Consider the following 16,091-nt stretch of genomic DNA (forward strand, 5'->3'; position numbering starts at 1 on the left):
CGCTCAGCGCGACCGGTCCTGCCCGAACGCCCACGCGTCGCCGATGATGTCCCGCAACGCGGGCCGCTGCGGCTGCCAGCCGAGCTCCGCGATCGCCTTCGCCGACGAGGCGACCTGGGCGACGATGTCACCGGGCCGGCGGGCGGACCGGACCACCGGCACCGGGTGCCCGGTCACGTCCCGTACCGCCTGGATCACCTCGAGGTTGGAGTAGCCGGCGCCGTTGCCGAGGTTGTAGATGCGGTGTTCTCCCGGCTGCAGCGCCGCCAACGCGAGCAGGTGCGCGCTGGCCAGGTCGGCCACGTGGATGTAGTCGCGCACGCAGGTCCCGTCGGGCGTGTCGTAGTCGTCGCCGTACAGCGCGAGGGTGTCCCGCTCGCCGGCGGCGACCTGTAGGACGATCGGGATCAGGTGCGACTCCGGGTCGTGCTGCTCGCCGCACGACCTGCCGTCCGGCCGCAGCAACGCACCCGCAGCGTTGAAGTAGCGCAGCGAGGTGGCGGCCAGCCCCCAGGCGGCGCAGTAGCCCGGCAGCATCAGATCGACCGCCGCCTTCGTCGCCGCATAGGGGTTCAGCGGAGCGAGCCCGGCGGTCTCGGTGATCGGATGCTGGTCGGTGTTGCCGTGCACGGTGCCGGTCGAGGAGAAGATCAGCCGGCCGACCCCGTGCCGGTGCATTGCGTCCAGCAGGCGCAGGGTGCCGCCGACGTTGTTCTCCCAGTACCGGTCGGGCTGGGTCACGCTCTCCGCGACCTCGATGAACCCGGCGAAGTGCAGCACCGCGTCGAAGTCGCCGGCACCGAGCACGTCGTCGGCGGCATCCTGCACCCGCCCCTTGACGAAGGTGGTGCCGTCCGGCACCGCAGACTCGTGCCCGGAGGACAGGTCGTCCAGCACGGTGACCTCGTGCCCCGCCTCCACCAGCAGCGTCGTCACGGTCGACCCGATGTAGCCGGCCCCGCCGGTCACCAGCAGCTTCATCCGAACCCCTCGGTCTGTCGTCGCGGACCTCACCGTCGCCACAGGTCGGTGATCGGGATGTCGAGGTCGGCCAGCAGGCTACGCAGCAGCGGCAGGGAGACGCCGACCACGGTGCCGGGATCACCGTCCACACCGGACACGAACGGCCCGCCGCGGCCGTCGATGGTGAACGCGCCGGCCACCTGCAGCGGCTCCCCGGTCGCCACGTACGCCTCGATCTCGGCGTCGGTGACCTCGGCGAACCGTACCGTCGTGGACGCGACCGCGCCGACGGCGGCGTCGTTGCGGGTGTCGACGAGCCAGTGGCCGGTGTGCAGCACGCCGCTGCGGCCGCGCATCCGCCGCCAGCGCGCGATCGCGTCGCCCGGGCCGCTCGGCTTGCCCCACGTCTGGTGCTCGAACTCCAGTACCGAGTCGCAGCCGAGCACCACCGCGCCGGCGGCGGCGTCGCGGCCGGCGACCGCCTCGCACTTGTGCCGGGCCAGGACGCCGGCGAGCGCGGCGGTGTCGGCCGCCCGTACCGCCGACTCGTCCACGCCGCTGACGATCACCTCGGGGTCGAGCCCGGCCGCGCGCAGCGACGCCAGCCGAGCCGGACTCTGCGACGCGAGCACGAACCGCACCTGATCAGCCATGCCGCCTGTCTACCCGATCGGGCGGTGGCAGGCCTGGCCGGGGGTGCACGGATTTCGCGGTTCCGCCCGGTCGATAGGGGAATGCGCCCTAGGATCGGGCGCGAGGTCCCGACCGTCGTTTCGGCCGGAATTTCCACATCGGACACGACGGAACCGCGGAGGCCGACGTCGTGGGATCGTCAGCACCACGGCGGCGGCTCGCGCCGGTACCGCAGGGTCGCGCTCCGTGGGTGCTGCGCCGGCGCCGCCGACGGCTGCGGGCCAGCGCGGTCGGGCTGCCCTACGCGGCGGCCGGGATCGTGCTGGGCGTGCTGCTGCCCACCATCCACGGTGGACCGATGGTGGATGCCGACAAGGTGTCCGGCCTGCTGCAGGCCATGGCCGCCGGTCTGGTCGCGCTGACCGGCCTGGTCTTCTCGCTGCTGTCCACCGTGGTCCGGGCGGTCAGCACCAGCCTGTCGCCGCGGCTGATGCTGTTCCGCGACCATCCGCTGGTCTGGCACGCGCTGGGCCTGTTCGTCGGCGTGCTGCTGTTCGCGGTGACGGCCTCGCTGCAGGTCAGCCACGACCGCCGGATGTCGGTGGTGGTACCGGTCGCGGCCGTCGTGCTCGTCCTCGGCTGCATGGCCGTCGGCGGGCGGTTGCAGCTGCGGGCGCTGTCCGAGGTCCAGTTCGAGGCGGTGCTGCAACGGGTCACCGGGCAGGGTCTGCGGGTGCTCGCCCGGCTGTACCCACACGAGTACCACGCGGCACCCGAGCCGGTGTCTCTGTCGCCGGTGTCGCGCACGGTGGTCTGGCCGAACCGGTACGCGCTGCTGCAACAGGTCGACCTGCCGACGCTGACCGCGATCGCCGTCGAGCACGACTGCACCATCTCGCTCGGCTACCTGCCGGGGATGACGATCCCGTTTCGCGGCACCGCGTTGCGGGTGCACGGCGACGACCCCGGCGTACCGGACGCGGCGCTGCTGGCGGCCCTGGACGTGGGCGTGGACCGCACCTTCGACCAGGATCCGCTGCTCGCCTTCCGGCTGCTCAACGACATCGCGCTGCGGGCGCTGTCGACCGCGATCAACGACCCGTACACGGCGGTACGGGCCGTCGACGGGCTCGCCGACCTGCTGCGCGCGGTCGCCGACCGGGACCTCGACATCGGCACCGTCCGCGCCGACGACGGCCGCCCGCTGGTGGTCGCGCCGCTGCCGGACTGGCCGCGGTTCGTCGCCGCCGCCACCGAGGTCCTGCCGTACCTGGGTGCCGCGCCGATGGTGCGCGACCGGGTACTGCGGATGCTCGACGACACCGCCGCGGCCGCGCCGCCCGACCGCCGCGTCGCGTTGACGACCGCGGCCGGCCCGCTGCGATGAGCCGGCGCGGTCCGCCGCGGGCAGCGCCGGCCCACCCCGGCCGGCGCCCGATGGGGCGCGTCCGCGTCACGTTTCGCGGCCCCACTCGGTGGTTCGTTGGGGGAGCACCAGGTCCGGACGGATCGACGCCGGTCGTTACGTCGGGACAGCCAAGGTGGCCGTGCGGTCGCCGGCCACCATCGACAGGAGCACATGGGGGGATTCGATGAGAGCACGTACGGCGTCGCGCTGGGCGACGGTGGTGTTGGCGGCATCGCTGATCGGTGCCGGACTCGGTGCGCCCGGCGCGGCGCTCGCCGCACCGGGCGACAACGGCGACGTGAAGATCCACAACTCCGGTACCCCGGTCGAGGACCCGAGTGACGAGCCGAAGGTGTGCGTGTTCTACCTGGACGCATTCGGCTTCGACGGGTTGCAGGAGGTCAGCTGGCACATCAACCAGCAGCCGCCGACCGGAACCGCACAGGTCAAGGCAGGCACGATCACGCTCGATGCGAACGGTAACGGCCATACGGCGGACATGACCCTGCCGAACGGGCACTACAAGCTGTTCTGGACCTGGGAGGGCCAGCACGGCGCCGCCAAGCACAAGGTGTTCTGGGTCGAGTGTGCCAGCCCGTCGCCGTCGGTCAGCCCGTCGGATTCGGTGAGCCCGTCAACGCCGGTCAGCCCGTCGAATTCGGTGAGCCCGTCGACGCCGGTGAGCCCGTCCGGTTCGGCGAGCCCGACGTCGGCCGCGCCGGTGTCGCCGCAACCCAGTGGTTCCGGCTCGGCCGGCCCGACGCTGCCGGTCACCGGTACGCCGCTGGGCGTGCTGGCCGCGATCGCCGGGGCCCTGGTGGCCGGTGGTATCGCCCTGCGGATCCGGATGCGGCGCCACCGCTGAGCGCCACCCGCTCGCTTCCCCCGCGGTGACGTCGCGGGGGAAGCTGGGCCGCGGCGCCCAACCGGCTGCAGACGGTCTCGGCCTCGACGGAACCCGTCGAGGCCGAGAACCGTGCCGCCGGGCTACTCGCGGCGGGCGATCGCGACCGCTTCCTTCTCCAGATCGACGTAGGGCTCCCCGGACACGTCGACAACGGCCTGGTGGATGGTGCCGCCGACGAACTCGTACGGCGAGACGCCCGGGTAGTCATCGGTGACCGGCTCGGCCGGGTCGCTGCCGACGTTGAGCCCCTCGCCGACCAGCGAGAAGTTGCCGGGCTGGGTGGTGATCCGGCCCTCGCCGACCTTGCGGTCGTTGACGTAGAGCGTGAGCGTGCCGGTGGCCGGCATCGCCTCGCCCTCGCGTTCGAACACCGCCGCGAGCACCACCTCGCCGGTGGGTAGGTCGGTGTCGGACTCGACGACCTGCAGGTTGCTGCCGACGAAGTTGTACGCGTACTTCAGCCGGCGGTCCTTGACGTAGAGGCTGTGCCCGCCGAACCGGGCACCGTGCGAGAACAACACCCCGTTGGCGTCCGGCGAGTCGACGTCGACCGACACGGCGATCTGGTAGCTGCGGTTGCGGATGTTCACCGCCGCCGACTCGGGTACCTCGGCCGCGTCCGGGTAGTACACGTACCGGGGCCGGGGCGGGGACATCTGCGGCCGGGTCGGGTCGGCGAGAACCTCGACGGCGGTGCGGTCGTCCAGCGGCAGGCCGTGGTACTTGCCGGCCTCGTGGAACCAGATGTTGATCATCTCGCGCAGCTTCGTCGGATGCTCGGCCGCCAGATCGTGCATCTCGGTGGGGTCCTCGTCGGTGTGGTACAGCTCCCAGCGGTCGTGTTCGAAGTTGCGCCAGCCCGACAGCGTCGGGTGCACCGAGACCGCCTTCCACCCGCGGTGCCAGATCGCCCGGGAGCCGAGCATCGAGAAGAACGCCGTCTGCTTGGGCGTCGGCGCGTCGGCGTCCTCGAACGTCGAGCGCAGGCTGACGCCCTCCAGCGGGACCTGCTGGAACCCCTTGACCTGTTCGGGCAGGTCGACGCCGAGGCAGTCGTAGACCGTCGAGACGATGTCGGTGGCATGGCAGTACTGGTTGCGCAGCTCGCCGCGCGCCTTGATGCCGCGCGGCCAGGAGATGATCAGCGGATCGGCCACGCCGCCCTCGAAGTTGTAGCGCTTCCACAGCTTGAACGGCGTGTTGAACGCCCACGCCCAGCCCGACGGGTAGTGGTTGTACGTCGCCGGCGAACCGATCTGGTCGAGGTAGCGCAGGTTCTCGGCCATGTCGTCCGGGATCGAGTTGAAGAACTTGTTCTCGTTCACCGATCCGTTCGGGCCACCCTCGCCGCTGGCGCCGTTGTCGGACACGAACACCACGAGCGTGTTGTCCAACTCGCCGGAGGACTCCAGGAAGTCCAGCAGCCGGCCGATCTCGTGGTCGGTGTGCGACAGGAAACCCGCGTACACCTCGGCCATCCGGCAGAACAGCCGCTGCTCGTCGGCCGACAGGGAGTCCCACGGCCGCACCACGTCCAGCTCCGGCCACTTCGTTCCGTCGACGCTGGTCTCCTCGACGTACGGGTTGATCGGCGTCAGTTCGGCGTCGGCCGGCAGCACGCCGAGCTCCTTCTGCCGCTCCAACACCAGTTCCCGGTACCGCTCGTACCCCATGTCGAACTTGCCCGCGTACTTCTCGATCCATTCGGCCGGTGCGTGGTGCGGAGCGTGCGTGGCGCCGGGACAGAAGTACATGAAGAACGGCTTCTCCGGCGCTATCACCTTGGCGTCCTTGACGAACTCGATCGCCTTGTCGGTGAGGTCGGTCGTGAGGTGGTAGCCCTCCGCCGGCGTCGACGGCTGCGGCACCGGGTGGTTGTCGTACACCAGGTCCGGGTACCACTGGTTGGTCTCGCCGCCGAGGAAGCCGTAGTAGCGCTCGAAACCGCGACCGATCGGCCAGTTCCGCTTCGAGGACGCCAGGTTCATCTCGTCCGACGAGCACAGATGCCACTTGCCGAGCATGTACGTGTTCCAGCCCATCTCGCCGAGCACCTCGGCGACCGTGGCGCATTCGAACGGTATGTGCCCGTTGCCGTTGGGGAAGCCGCTCGTGGCCTCGGCGATGCAGGCCATGCCGTTCGTCGTGTGATTGCGCCCGGTCAGCAGGCTGGACCGGGTCGGTGAGCACAACGCGGTCGTGTGCCAGTTGGTGTAGGTCAGCCCGGAGCGGGCCAACCGGTTGATGTTGGGCGTGTCGATGAGGCCGCCCCACGGCTGCGCTGCCGAGAACCCCACGTCGTCGAGGACGATGTAGAGGACGTTCGGCGCGCCCTTCGGGGCGACCGGTTGGCGGTACGGCTCCCAGTCCGGCTCGGAATCCCGGATGTCGACGTTGATCACACCACTGAACTGCTTGGTCATTCGCCCTCCCCGGGACGAGACTCCGCCGGAACGCGGCTTCGTCGCAGGACTGCTCCGCGCAGATCTCCCGGCGGGCACAGGCGTTGGCGCACAACCGAAGGCCGTCCGTCGCAGTCGTGCCACGTATCCGTCGACTTTAGTGGAGCGAGCGTTCGCGCCGGAGCGGAACTCCGAACCAGCCACCGGTCTCGGCCCGACGCCGACCAGAAGGTCCACTGTGGAGCGCCGGTGCTTCCGGTCAGATCTGGACGGGGAACAGCGCGAGCGTGATGATGCAGCCGACCAGGGCGATCCCGGCCAACGTGGTGAAGAACAGCTGGACGCGCCTCCCGCTGGCCTTGGTGGCCATGCCGGAGAAGAACAGGACGGTGGCGAAGACGACAGCCGTGAGCACGTAGTTGTCCGATCGCTGGTTCGCGGTGCGCGCCCGGGTGGCCAGTTTCTCCGCCCGCTCGACCAGCTGCTGCGAGCGCTGGTCGGCGGCCAGGCGGTACTGCGGCAGGTCGAACGGAGTCGCCGGGGCGTCCGGGTTCACCAGCGGATGCGTGTCGAGCCAGGCCCGCACGGCCGGCTTGAACTCCGGCCGGAAGCGTTCGAACAGGAAGCCGGAGACCGCGTTGGCGTTCGGCGTGTAGCTGCCGTGCGGCCGGACCGACGGATCGGCGACGATCTCCGCGTTCAGCGCGTTGAGCCACGCGGTGAACGACACGACGTCGATGGTGCGTTGCTGGCTGGCGAGCGTCTGCGCCCGGCTCGCCTCGGCCCGGTCCGCGCCGGCCGAGGCGTACGAGTTGGCCTGCACGCCGCTCCACTTGGCGCTCTCGAACCCGGCCCACGCGGTACCGACCGCGGCCAGCGCCATGAACAGCGCCACGACCAGATCGAACCGGGAGTGTCGGGCGTCGTCCGGCATCCGGTCGCCGCCTCACACCGCGTCGGGGGTCGGCACCGGGGCCGGCGCGGCCGGTGCGGTGGCGCGGGCGAGGATCTCCACCACCAGTATCAGCGCAAGCAGGCCGAGGCCGAAGCCGATCGCGCTGTTCACCCCGGCGCCGGTGAACACGAAACCGAGCAGTGCCAGCACGAGGGCGGCGATGTCGATGGCCACGTGGTACCGGCGCAGCACCCGCGGCACCGGTCCGAGTGGCAGGCCGGTACCGGCCAGCGCGGCACCGGTGGCGTCCAGGCCGCGGCCGGTGGCGCGCCGCAGCACGACCGCGGGCCGGGCCGGCCCGGCGAGCCAGCAGACGATCGCGAGCAGCGCGCCGAGCACCGCGATCACCCGGTACGCCTGGTGGGGGCGGCCGAGCACCTGATCGAGGATGTGCTCGACCGCGGTGGGCGAATGCACCTGCGGCGGCAGGTTGTTCAGGTAGTACGCGCGCAGCACCGCCATGGCGGCCAGCAGCAGCAGCGCGCCGACCGCGAGGAACACGCCGACCACGAGCAGCCCGCGGCGGTGCGCCGGGGCCACCGCGACGGCGATCGCGAGCAGTACCAGGCAGACCCACGGCAGCCAGGTCGCCACCGTGTTCAGCAGCGTCACGTAGGTGCGCAGCTTCGGCAGCTGCGCCGAGGAGAACAGCACGAACTCGACGTTCACCGCCGGGATCTTGCTGGCCAGCCCGAACCCCCGCGCCTCCAGCCGTTTCTTGACCGTGGCGATCAGCGCACCCAGGTCGACCGACACGGTGGTGCCCTCGCTCTTGATCGCGGTGGAGCCGTGGCCGGTCAGTACCGCGTCGAGGTTCTTGTGCGCGGCCCGGATGGCCGCGTCCCAGGCCTGGGCGAACGCGTCGCTGTGCACGATCGCGGTGATCTGCCGGGAGACGAACGACTCGGCACCGCTGACGGCCGGGCCGACCAGCGAGTTGACCGCGGGCGGCGCGCCCTGCTCGCGCAACCAGGCCGATGCCTCACGGGCGAGGCGGTCCAGGTCGACCCGCTCGGTCACCTCGGTGGTCAACCGGCGCGCGATCGCGTCCTGCACCGCGGGATCGCGGGCCAGCGGCGACATGGTGGCGACGAACCGGTCGGTGTCGAGCACCTGGTTGCGGGCGAACACCGCGAGCACCGAGACCATCGCGAGCAGCGTGGCGACGGTCATCAGCGCGACCGCGCCGACCCACCGCCCGGCCCGGGTACCGCGGCCCATCGTCCGCGCCGTACCGGTGGTCGCGTGCGGTTGCGCTCCGGCCATGTCCGCCACCCTCCCGACGCCGGGCGGCGACCGGACCCCACAGCCGCCCGAGCAGACTTGAGCGTACGGTTCCGACTTGGTTGCCCAACGTGGTTTCGGGCAATTTGCCACGTGCGGTCGACGCCGCGCCCGCCGCCGGACACGTCCGGCCCCGCGGCGTGAACCAGCGGCCGGAAGGGAACCGACCGAGCCTCGCCGGCGGCCCCTATCGGCTGGCCGCCGGCCGGATATCACCCCTGGCCACGGGTGCAGGACGTACCGTCAGGGCAATCTCGCGGGAGGGGGAATCATGGCTCGCCAGACTGGATTCGCGGCGCTGACCGGTGCGATGTTCGCCGCGACGATGCTGATCATGGTTGGCGTCTTCGAGATCATCGCCGGTATCACCGCGATCTTCCGAAACCAGTTCTTCGTCACGGTCCGTAACTACACGTTCAACCTCGACACGACCGCGTGGGGCTGGATACACCTCGCTCTCGGCGCGCTGCTGGTGATCACCGGCGTGGCGCTGATGTCCGGCCGTACCTGGGCGGCGGTGACCGGACTGGTGCTCGCGGCGCTGTCCGCGATCAACAACTTCTTCTTCCTGCCGTACTACCCGCTCTGGGCGATCGTCGTGATCGCGGTGGACGTGTTCGTCATCTGGTCGCTCGCCACCATGCTCGGCGCGACCTCGGCCGCCCGGGACGGCGAAATGCCACCGGCCGCGACCGGCCGGACGCAGTCGGGTCGCTCCGACGTCAAGACGCCCCGGCCGGCCGGAGCCGAGCAATCGACCCGGCAGGAACCCCCGGTCACCCGCGGCTGACCCCGGCGCCGCACACGCTGCAGCCGGGGGGAAGGAGACCAGCGATGGGCCGTGGCCCGATGGAGTTCGTGGTCGTCGAGTTTCCGACCACCACGATCGATCAACAGCTCGCCAGAGAACTGCGCGAGGTCGTCGCCTCGGGACTGGTCCGGGTCGTCGACGCCATGGTGATCCGCCGCGACGAGGCCGGCACCGTGACGGTGCAGGAGTTCGCCGACCTGGGGCCCGAGACGACCCGGCCGTACGCGGACGTCGTCGGCACCATCGAGGGGCTGATCGCGGACGAGGACGCCGCCGACATCGCCACCCGGGTGCAGCCCGGTACCAGCGCGCTGGTCGTGCTGCTGGAACACCTGTGGCTGTCCGGTCTCGCCGGCGCAATGGCCGCGGCCGGTGGCCGGGTCGTGTTCACCGAACGGATCCCCGCCCCGGTGGTGGACCAGGTCCTCGCCGAGCGCGCCGCGAGCTGAGAAGGGGTCGAGATGTTCATGCGTCCAGGACTGCGCCGCGGGCCCGGCCTGCTCGGTGCGGTCGCCCGTACCGCCGTCGTCGCCGGCACCGCCACCGCGGTGTCACGTGGGGTCAACCGGTCGCTGGACAACCGGGCACAGGATCGTGCCGAGGCCGCGGCCTACGAGCAGGCCGCGGCCCAGCAGCAACAGCCGGCCGCGCAGCCGGCGCAGCAACAGCCGCCGGCGCAGCAGGGTGATCTGATGGCCCAGTTGCAACGGCTCGCCGACCTGAGACAGCAGGGCCTGCTCGACGACCAGGAGTTCGCCGCCGCCAAGGCGAAACTCCTCGCGTCCTGAGCGGCGAGCCGGGTCACAGCCAGTCCTTGTGCTTGAAGGTGGCGTAGAGGGCGACGAAGCTGCCGACGAGGATCGCGCAGCACAGCACGAAACCCCACTCGCGGTCGATGCCCGGGTAGGGCACGTTGATGCCGAAGAAGCCGGTCACCACGGCGGGGACGGCGATCAGCGCGGCCCAGCCGCTGACCCTCTTGCTGATCACCGTCATCCGGCTGTCGTGCAGGGACATGGTGGTCTGAGCGATCGAGGCGGTCAGCTCGCGCAGGCTGTCGGTCCAGTCCGACATCCGCCGCACCCGTTGGTGCACGCTGTGCAGGTACGGCTCCATCGCCACGTCGAAGAGCGGCCGGGCCTCGCCGCCCAGCCCGTCCAGCGCCTCGTCGAACGGGAAGATCGCCCGGCGCAGCGACGCCAGGCAGCGCCGCAGTGCCAGCGACTGCCGCTGTACCTCGTCGGACGTGCTGCGCTCGAAGATCTGGTCGGCCAGATCGTCCAGCGCCTCGTCCAGCGCCCGGACCGCGTCCTCGGTGGTGCGCGACATGACCTCCAGCAGCCCGTACAGCAGGAAGCCCGCGCCGTGGCCCGCGAGTGCCGGCTCCTGGTCCCACTCGTCGCGAAGCTGCGCGGCGGTCAGGATGCCGGGCCGGCGCACGGTGACCACGGCGTTCGGGGTGAGGAAGACCGACACGACCTCGATGCCCAGCCGGCCCAGCTCCGGATCGAACCGGGCCGCCCGGGCGGACAGGAAGTCGTGCGATCCATACCGGGCGAAGGTGTGCGCCGGATGCGCCGACAGCGCGTCGCGGACCGCGACGGAGTGCAGGTCGAGCTGCGCGGCGAGAGCCCGCAGCGCCGGTTCGTCGTCCGGCGTCAGGTCGATCCACACGGTGGTACGCCGGCGGCCGATCAGTCGCGCCGCCTCGTCCACCGGCAGATCGTCGTGCAACACGCGACCGTCGCGGTACACCCGGGTGTGCGTCATGCCGCCAGCGTACGAACCGCCCGCCCGGGGCGCGGCGCTGCGCCGGCGACCAGCCCGCGCCGGCGCCTCGGTACGGGCGAACGCGCGCGATCGCGGGTTCGGGTCGGCGGCTCAGCGCGGGCGGGCGCTCGTGGGCCAGGCGAGCGGGCCGCGCCGGGTCATCCCGAGCCGGGCGGCCGGGTCGCGCCACAGCGGCGGGGGCGCCGGCGCCGCGGCGGGGGCGCCGGCGCGTACCGACGCGATGGCGGTGACGAGCGCGGCGAGTTCCTCGGCGGTCGGCTCACCGCGGACCACCCGCAGCATCGGTTCCTCCACGATGGACACTCCAGATCCGTTGGCGGGCAAGCTACAGCGGGATGTTGCCGTGCTTGCGGGGCGGGTTGGTCGCCCGCTTGCCGCGCAGCATCGCGAGGCCGCGGGAGATCGCCACCCGGGTCCGGGACGGCTGGATCACCGCGTCCACGTAGCCGCGCTCGGCCGCCTCGTACGGGTTGCACAGGGTGTCCTCGTACTCGGTGATCAGCTCGGCGCGTTTGGCGTCCGGGTCGTCGGCCGCCGCCAGCGTGCGCCGGTGCAGGATGTTCACCGCGCCCTGCGCGCCCATCACCGCGATCTGCGCGGTCGGCCAGGCGAAGTTGAGGTCGGCGCCCAGGTGCTTGGACCCCATCACGTCGTACGCCCCGCCGTACGCCTTGCGCGTGATCACGGTGATCAGCGGCACCGTGGCCTCCGCGTACGCGTAGATCAGCTTGGCGCCGCGCCGGATGATGCCGTTCCACTCCTGGTCGGTACCGGGCAGGAAGCCGGGCACGTCGACGAACGTCAGGATCGGCACGTTGAACGCGTCGCAGGTGCGTACGAACCGGGCCGCCTTCTCCGAGGCGCCGATGTCCAGGCAGCCGGCGAACTGCATCGGCTGGTTCGCGACCACGCCGACCGGGTGCCCATCGACCCGGCCGAAGCCGCACACGATGTTCTGCGCGTACAGCTCCTGCACCTCGCAGAACTCGCCGTCGTCGAGCACATGCTCGATCACCGTGTGCATGTCGTACGGCTGGTTGTCGGAGTCCGGGATCAGCGTGTCCAGCTCGGCGTCGGCCTCGGTGGGCTCGTCGACGACGTCGGAATACGCCCGCGTTCCGACCGCCTCCGTGGAGGAGATCGCGTCGACCGGCGGCTCGTCCAGGTTGTTGCCCGGCAGGTACGACAGCAGCTGCTTGACGTAGTCGATCGCGTCCTGCTCGTCCGACGCCAGGTAGTGCGCGTTGCCCGACCTCGTGTTGTGCGTGCGCGCCCCGCCCAGCTCCTCGAACCCGATGTCCTCGCCGGTCACCGTCTTGATCACGTCCGGGCCGGTGATGAACATGTGCGAGGTCGCCTCCACCATCACGGTGAAGTCGGTGATCGCGGGGGAGTAGACGGCGCCGCCCGCGGCGGGTCCCAGGATCAGCGAGATCTGCGGTACCACCCCGGACGCCTGCACGTTGCGCCGGAAGATCTCCGCGAACAGGCCGAGCGCGACCACGCCCTCCTGGATCCGGGCGCCGCCGCCGTCGTTGATGCCGACGACCGGACACCCGGTCTTCATCGCCAGGTCCATCACCTTGCAGATCTTCTCGCCGTACACCTCGCCGAGGGAGCCGCCGAACACGGTGAAGTCCTGGCTGAACACCGCGACCGGGCGGCCGTCGACCGTACCGTAGCCGGTGACGACACCGTCCCCGTACGGCCGGTTCGCGGCGATGCCGAAGTTGACCGAACGGTGCCGCGCCAGCTCGTCCAGTTCGGTGAACGAGCCCGGGTCCAGCAGCATGTCGATCCGCTCCCGGGCGGTCTTCTTGCCCTTCGCGTGCTGCTTCTCCACCGCTCGCGCCGAACCCGCGTGCACCGCCTCCTCGGTACGGCGGGCCAGGTCGGCGAGCTTGCCCGCCGTGGTGTGGATGTCCGGCCCCGGTTCGTTCACGTCTGCACTCACATCTGCGAGCCTAAGCGGGGGACCGGAAGGGCAGTAGAGGGGCCGCTCACAGCAGCGGGGTGAATTGCCCGGGGAAAAAAGGTGGAGCGTCCGAATCCGGTGCGCCCCTCGTCCCACTCTCATTTTATACACGATCGAAGCCGCTCATGAGGAGGCGATTTCTCCGTCATAATCGGCCGCCACGTGCTGCAACACACTGAGGAGCGGGCGGAATTGGCTTACGTGTCGAGCCTTCACGACATCGACCGGACGCACCTGACGGTCGCCGGCGGCAAGGGTGCCAACCTGGGGGAACTGACCCGGATCGACGGGGTACGCGTACCGGACGGATTCTGCGTGACGACCGACGCCTTCGACCGGGTGCTGTCGGCGGACCCGTCGGTCGAGGCCCGCATCAAGCGGTTGGTCGGGCTGGAACCGGACGACCGGGACGGCGTTCGCGCGCTCAGCGCGGAGATCCGGCAAGCGGTGGAACGACTCGGCGTCCCGGCCGAGCTGGCGGGCGCGATCGACGCGCAGCTCGACCGGCTCGGCGCGCGGGGGAGCTATGCCGTACGGTCCAGCGCGACCGCGGAGGACCTGCCGACCGCGTCGTTCGCCGGCCAGCAGGACAGCTACCTCAACGTGCCCGGCCCGGACGTGTGCCGGCACGTCGCCCGGTGCTGGGCGTCGCTGTTCACCGAGCGGGCGGTGACCTACCGGCTACGAAACGGCTTCGGGCACCGTGCGGTACGGATGGCGGTCGTCGTGCAGCGGATGGTCGTCCCGGCGGCGGCCGGGGTGCTGTTCACGGCCGACCCGGTCACCGGCAACCGGAAGGTGACCGCCATCGAGGCCGTCCTCGGGCTCGGTGAGGAGCTGGTGTCCGGTCAGGCGAACGCGGACTCCTACACGGTCCGCGACGGTTCGGTGCTCGACCGGACCGTGGCGGTGAAGCGGCACGCGCTGCACGCCGCCGCGGCCGGCGGCACCGAGCAGCGGCCGGTCGAGCCGAGCCGGCAGCGCAAGCCGGTGCTGACCGACGAGCAGATCCTGCGCCTGGCGGAACTGGGGCGCCGGATCGAAGCGCACTTCGGGCGGCCGCAGGACATCGAATGGTGCCTGACCGACGATCCCGACTCGGCCGGGGGTGACTTCCGGATCGTGCAGAGCCGGCCCATCACCACCCTGTACCCCGTGCCCGCGGTGGCCGACGACGGTGAGTACCACGTCTTCCTGTCCGTCGGCCACCAGCAGATGATGACCGACGCCTGGAAGCCGCTGGGCATCTCGATGTGGCAGCTGACGGCGGCCGGGCCGATGCACGAGGCCGGCGGCCGGCTGTTCGTCGACGCCACGAAGCTGCTCGCGGCGCCGCCCGGTGGCTGGCTGGCGATGGTGAGCCGGAACGACCCGCTGACCGGCGCCGCGCTGCGGACGATCCTGGACCGCGGCGACCTCGCCGCACCGCTCCCCGCCGGGCCGCCGAGCCAGGGCGCGAAGCCCGGCGCCGCACCGCAACCGGCCGTCGAGCCGGGTACCACGGCGCGGCGGGAGGACGGGGCACAGCCCGGGGCCGCGGCCGCGCGGGGCACGGCGGCGCCGGTACCGGCCGGGCCGGAGCCGCTGCCCACCGACCCGGCGATCGTGGCTGAGCTCGTCGCCCGCAGCGAAGAGTCGATCGAGGCGTTGCAGCGCGACATCGGCGCCCAGCGCGGGGCGGCGCTGTTCGACTTCATCCGGGCGGACCTGACGAACGGGCTGAAGCAGACGCTGTTCGGCCCGCGCAGCCATCAGGTGATCATGGCCGGGATGGACGCCGCCTGGTGGCTCAACGACCACCTGGCCGAATGGCTCGGCGTCACGAACGCGGCGGACACGCTCAGCCAGTCGGCACCCCACAACGTGACCGCCGAGATGGGGCTGGCGCTGCTCAACGTCGCCGACGCGGTCCGCGGCCACCCGGAGGTGGTGGCGTTCCTGGAAGAGGTCGAGAACGACGACTTCGTGGCGGAACTGGTGAACCTGCCCGGCGGCCGCGAGGCGCGCAACGAGATCCGCCGTTTCCTCAACTGGTACGGGATGCGCTGCCCCGGCGAAATCGACATCACCCGGCCGCGCTGGATCGAACGGCCCAGCATGCTGCTGGCCGCGATCCTCGGCAACGTCAAGCGTTTCCAGTGGGGCGCCGGCGAGCAACGGTTCGAGCAGGGGGAGCGGGAGGCCAGGGAGTTCGAGCGGGACGTACTGGCGCGGCTGCGCGCGCTGCCGGACGGCGCCGAGAAGGCCGCCGAGACCAAACGGATGATCGACCGGGTGCGCACCTTCGCCGGTTACCGGGAGTACCCCAAGTACGCGATGGTCAGCCGGTACCTGCTGTACAAGCAGGCCATGATGCGCGAGGCCCAGTACCTGGTCGAGGCCGACGTACTGGACGAGGCCACCGACGTCCACTTCCTCACCGTGGCCGAGTTCCAGGACGCCGTCCGCATCCGGTGGGTCGATCCCGAACTGATCCGGCAACGCAAGGCGGACTTCGTCGCGTACCAGGCGCTCACGCCGCCGCGCGTGCTCACCTCCGACGGCGAGGCCGTCACCGGGACCTACCAGCGCGACGACCTGCCGGCCGGCGCGCTCGCCGGGATCGCGGTCTCCACCGGCACCGTCGAGGGGCGGGCCCGGGTGGTGCTCGACATGGCGCAGGCCGACCTCGACCCCGGCGACATCCTCGTCACCACGTTCACCGACCCCAGCTGGGTTCCGGTGTTCGTCGGGAGCGGCGGCCTGGTGACCGAGGTCGGTGGCCTGATGACGCACGGCGCCGTGATCGCCCGCGAGTACGGCCTGCCGGCGGTCGTCGGGGTGCAGAACGCGACCCGCCTGATCCGCGACGGCCAGCGAATCCGGGTCCACGGCACCGACGGCTACGTCGAACTGCTCGACTGACACCGGCGATCCGGGCATGCGTCGGCGGCGACTCGCCCGGCGCGGGCCCGATCGGTGG

At 71.3% G+C, this 16,091-nt stretch carries 14 protein-coding genes; 6 read left to right on the forward strand and 8 right to left on the reverse strand.

Translation table 11 applies throughout. The features are described from left to right. Positions 1 to 3 precede the first annotated feature (3 nt). The gene (gene galE / locus Asera_RS12180) at positions 4 to 981 is read right to left on the reverse strand and encodes a UDP-glucose 4-epimerase GalE (protein WP_030445837.1); all 978 of its coding nucleotides are present in this window, start codon (positions 979 to 981) and stop codon (positions 4 to 6) included. A gap of 29 nt (positions 982 to 1,010) precedes the next feature. After that, a complete protein-coding gene (locus Asera_RS12185) occupies positions 1,011 to 1,616 on the reverse strand; it encodes a Maf family protein (protein WP_030445836.1) in 606 nt (201 codons plus the stop codon). 170 nt (positions 1,617 to 1,786) lie between these two features. On the opposite strand from Asera_RS12185, the gene Asera_RS12190 reads away from it, so the two are divergent. Beyond that, on the forward strand, positions 1,787 to 2,983 hold the full coding sequence (locus Asera_RS12190) for a DUF2254 family protein (protein WP_169745826.1): 1,197 nt from the start codon (positions 1,787 to 1,789) through the stop codon (positions 2,981 to 2,983). Positions 2,984 to 3,188: 205 nt separating this feature from the next. Then, positions 3,189 to 3,869: a hypothetical protein gene (locus tag Asera_RS12195; RefSeq protein WP_030445834.1), complete on the forward strand. Its 681-nt coding sequence runs from the start codon at positions 3,189 to 3,191 to the stop codon at positions 3,867 to 3,869. Positions 3,870 to 3,991: 122 nt separating this feature from the next. On the opposite strand, the gene Asera_RS12200 is transcribed toward Asera_RS12195, so the two are convergent. From Asera_RS12200 to Asera_RS12210, 3 genes are all read right to left on the reverse strand, one after another. Then, complete coding sequence (locus tag Asera_RS12200) at positions 3,992 to 6,334, reverse strand: arylsulfatase (RefSeq protein WP_030445833.1); 2,343 nt, start codon at positions 6,332 to 6,334, stop codon at positions 3,992 to 3,994. A gap of 238 nt (positions 6,335 to 6,572) precedes the next feature. Beyond that, positions 6,573 to 7,247 carry a hypothetical protein gene (locus Asera_RS12205; RefSeq protein ID WP_030445832.1) on the reverse strand — a complete coding sequence of 225 codons (675 nt, stop codon included), beginning with the start codon at positions 7,245 to 7,247 and terminating at the stop codon, positions 6,573 to 6,575. 12 nt (positions 7,248 to 7,259) lie between these two features. Further along, positions 7,260 to 8,534: a hypothetical protein gene (locus Asera_RS12210; protein ID WP_051802121.1), complete on the reverse strand. Its 1,275-nt coding sequence runs from the start codon at positions 8,532 to 8,534 to the stop codon at positions 7,260 to 7,262. A 289-nt stretch (positions 8,535 to 8,823) separates the two neighbouring features. Between Asera_RS12210 and Asera_RS12215 the strand changes: the two genes are divergently transcribed. Genes Asera_RS12215 through Asera_RS12225 form a run of 3 tightly spaced genes read left to right on the forward strand, consistent with a single transcriptional unit; the run spans position 8,824 to position 10,151 of the window. Then, the gene (locus Asera_RS12215; protein WP_157034770.1) at positions 8,824 to 9,342 is read left to right on the forward strand and encodes a DUF7144 family membrane protein; all 519 of its coding nucleotides are present in this window, start codon (positions 8,824 to 8,826) and stop codon (positions 9,340 to 9,342) included. Positions 9,343 to 9,386: 44 nt separating this feature from the next. Next, complete coding sequence (locus Asera_RS12220) at positions 9,387 to 9,812, forward strand: DUF6325 family protein (protein WP_030445829.1); 426 nt, start codon at positions 9,387 to 9,389, stop codon at positions 9,810 to 9,812. Between the two features lie 12 nt (positions 9,813 to 9,824). Further along, positions 9,825 to 10,151, forward strand: coding sequence for an SHOCT domain-containing protein (locus Asera_RS12225; RefSeq protein WP_030445828.1), 327 nt, complete (start codon positions 9,825 to 9,827; stop codon positions 10,149 to 10,151). Positions 10,152 to 10,164: 13 nt separating this feature from the next. Here Asera_RS12225 and Asera_RS12230 read toward each other — a convergent pair whose 3' ends face one another. The 3 genes from Asera_RS12230 to Asera_RS12240 all read right to left on the reverse strand — a co-directional run bounded on the left by Asera_RS12230 (position 10,165) and on the right by Asera_RS12240 (position 13,108). Continuing rightward, positions 10,165 to 11,133 carry a magnesium transporter CorA family protein gene (locus Asera_RS12230; protein WP_030445827.1) on the reverse strand — a complete coding sequence of 323 codons (969 nt, stop codon included), beginning with the start codon at positions 11,131 to 11,133 and terminating at the stop codon, positions 10,165 to 10,167. 111 nt (positions 11,134 to 11,244) lie between these two features. Then, the gene (locus Asera_RS12235; protein WP_030445826.1) at positions 11,245 to 11,436 is read right to left on the reverse strand and encodes an acyl-CoA carboxylase subunit epsilon; all 192 of its coding nucleotides are present in this window, start codon (positions 11,434 to 11,436) and stop codon (positions 11,245 to 11,247) included. A gap of 43 nt (positions 11,437 to 11,479) precedes the next feature. After that, complete coding sequence (locus Asera_RS12240; RefSeq protein ID WP_425305942.1) at positions 11,480 to 13,108, reverse strand: acyl-CoA carboxylase subunit beta; 1,629 nt, start codon at positions 13,106 to 13,108, stop codon at positions 11,480 to 11,482. A 222-nt stretch (positions 13,109 to 13,330) separates the two neighbouring features. On the opposite strand from Asera_RS12240, the gene rph reads away from it, so the two are divergent. Next, positions 13,331 to 16,033 (forward strand): rifamycin-inactivating phosphotransferase, encoded by a 2,703-nt coding sequence (rph, locus tag Asera_RS12245; RefSeq protein ID WP_244843846.1) that lies wholly within the window; start codon positions 13,331 to 13,333, stop codon positions 16,031 to 16,033. Positions 16,034 to 16,091: the final 58 nt, after the last annotated feature.

This window comes from Actinocatenispora sera, assembly GCF_018324685.1.
In the GTDB taxonomy this organism is placed as follows: Bacteria; Actinomycetota; Actinomycetes; order Mycobacteriales; family Micromonosporaceae; genus Actinocatenispora; species Actinocatenispora sera.

What these genes read in the sequence shown, in the direction of transcription:
- galE (WP_030445837.1), bottom strand. Translation starts at nt 981, where the DNA reads ATGAAGCTGCTGGTGACCGGCGGGGCCGGCTACATCGGGTCGACCGTG.
- Asera_RS12185 (WP_030445836.1), bottom strand. Translation starts at nt 1,616, where the DNA reads ATGGCTGATCAGGTGCGGTTCGTGCTCGCGTCGCAGAGTCCGGCTCGG.
- Asera_RS12195 (WP_030445834.1), top strand. Translation starts at nt 3,189, where the DNA reads ATGAGAGCACGTACGGCGTCGCGCTGGGCGACGGTGGTGTTGGCGGCA.
- Asera_RS12200 (WP_030445833.1), bottom strand. Translation starts at nt 6,334, where the DNA reads ATGACCAAGCAGTTCAGTGGTGTGATCAACGTCGACATCCGGGATTCC.
- Asera_RS12205 (WP_030445832.1), bottom strand. Translation starts at nt 7,247, where the DNA reads ATGCCGGACGACGCCCGACACTCCCGGTTCGATCTGGTCGTGGCGCTG.
- Asera_RS12210 (WP_051802121.1), bottom strand. Translation starts at nt 8,534, where the DNA reads ATGGCCGGAGCGCAACCGCACGCGACCACCGGTACGGCGCGGACGATG.
- Asera_RS12215 (WP_157034770.1), top strand. Translation starts at nt 8,824, where the DNA reads ATGGCTCGCCAGACTGGATTCGCGGCGCTGACCGGTGCGATGTTCGCC.
- Asera_RS12220 (WP_030445829.1), top strand. Translation starts at nt 9,387, where the DNA reads ATGGGCCGTGGCCCGATGGAGTTCGTGGTCGTCGAGTTTCCGACCACC.
- Asera_RS12225 (WP_030445828.1), top strand. Translation starts at nt 9,825, where the DNA reads ATGTTCATGCGTCCAGGACTGCGCCGCGGGCCCGGCCTGCTCGGTGCG.
- Asera_RS12230 (WP_030445827.1), bottom strand. Translation starts at nt 11,133, where the DNA reads ATGACGCACACCCGGGTGTACCGCGACGGTCGCGTGTTGCACGACGAT.
- Asera_RS12235 (WP_030445826.1), bottom strand. Translation starts at nt 11,436, where the DNA reads ATGCTGCGGGTGGTCCGCGGTGAGCCGACCGCCGAGGAACTCGCCGCG.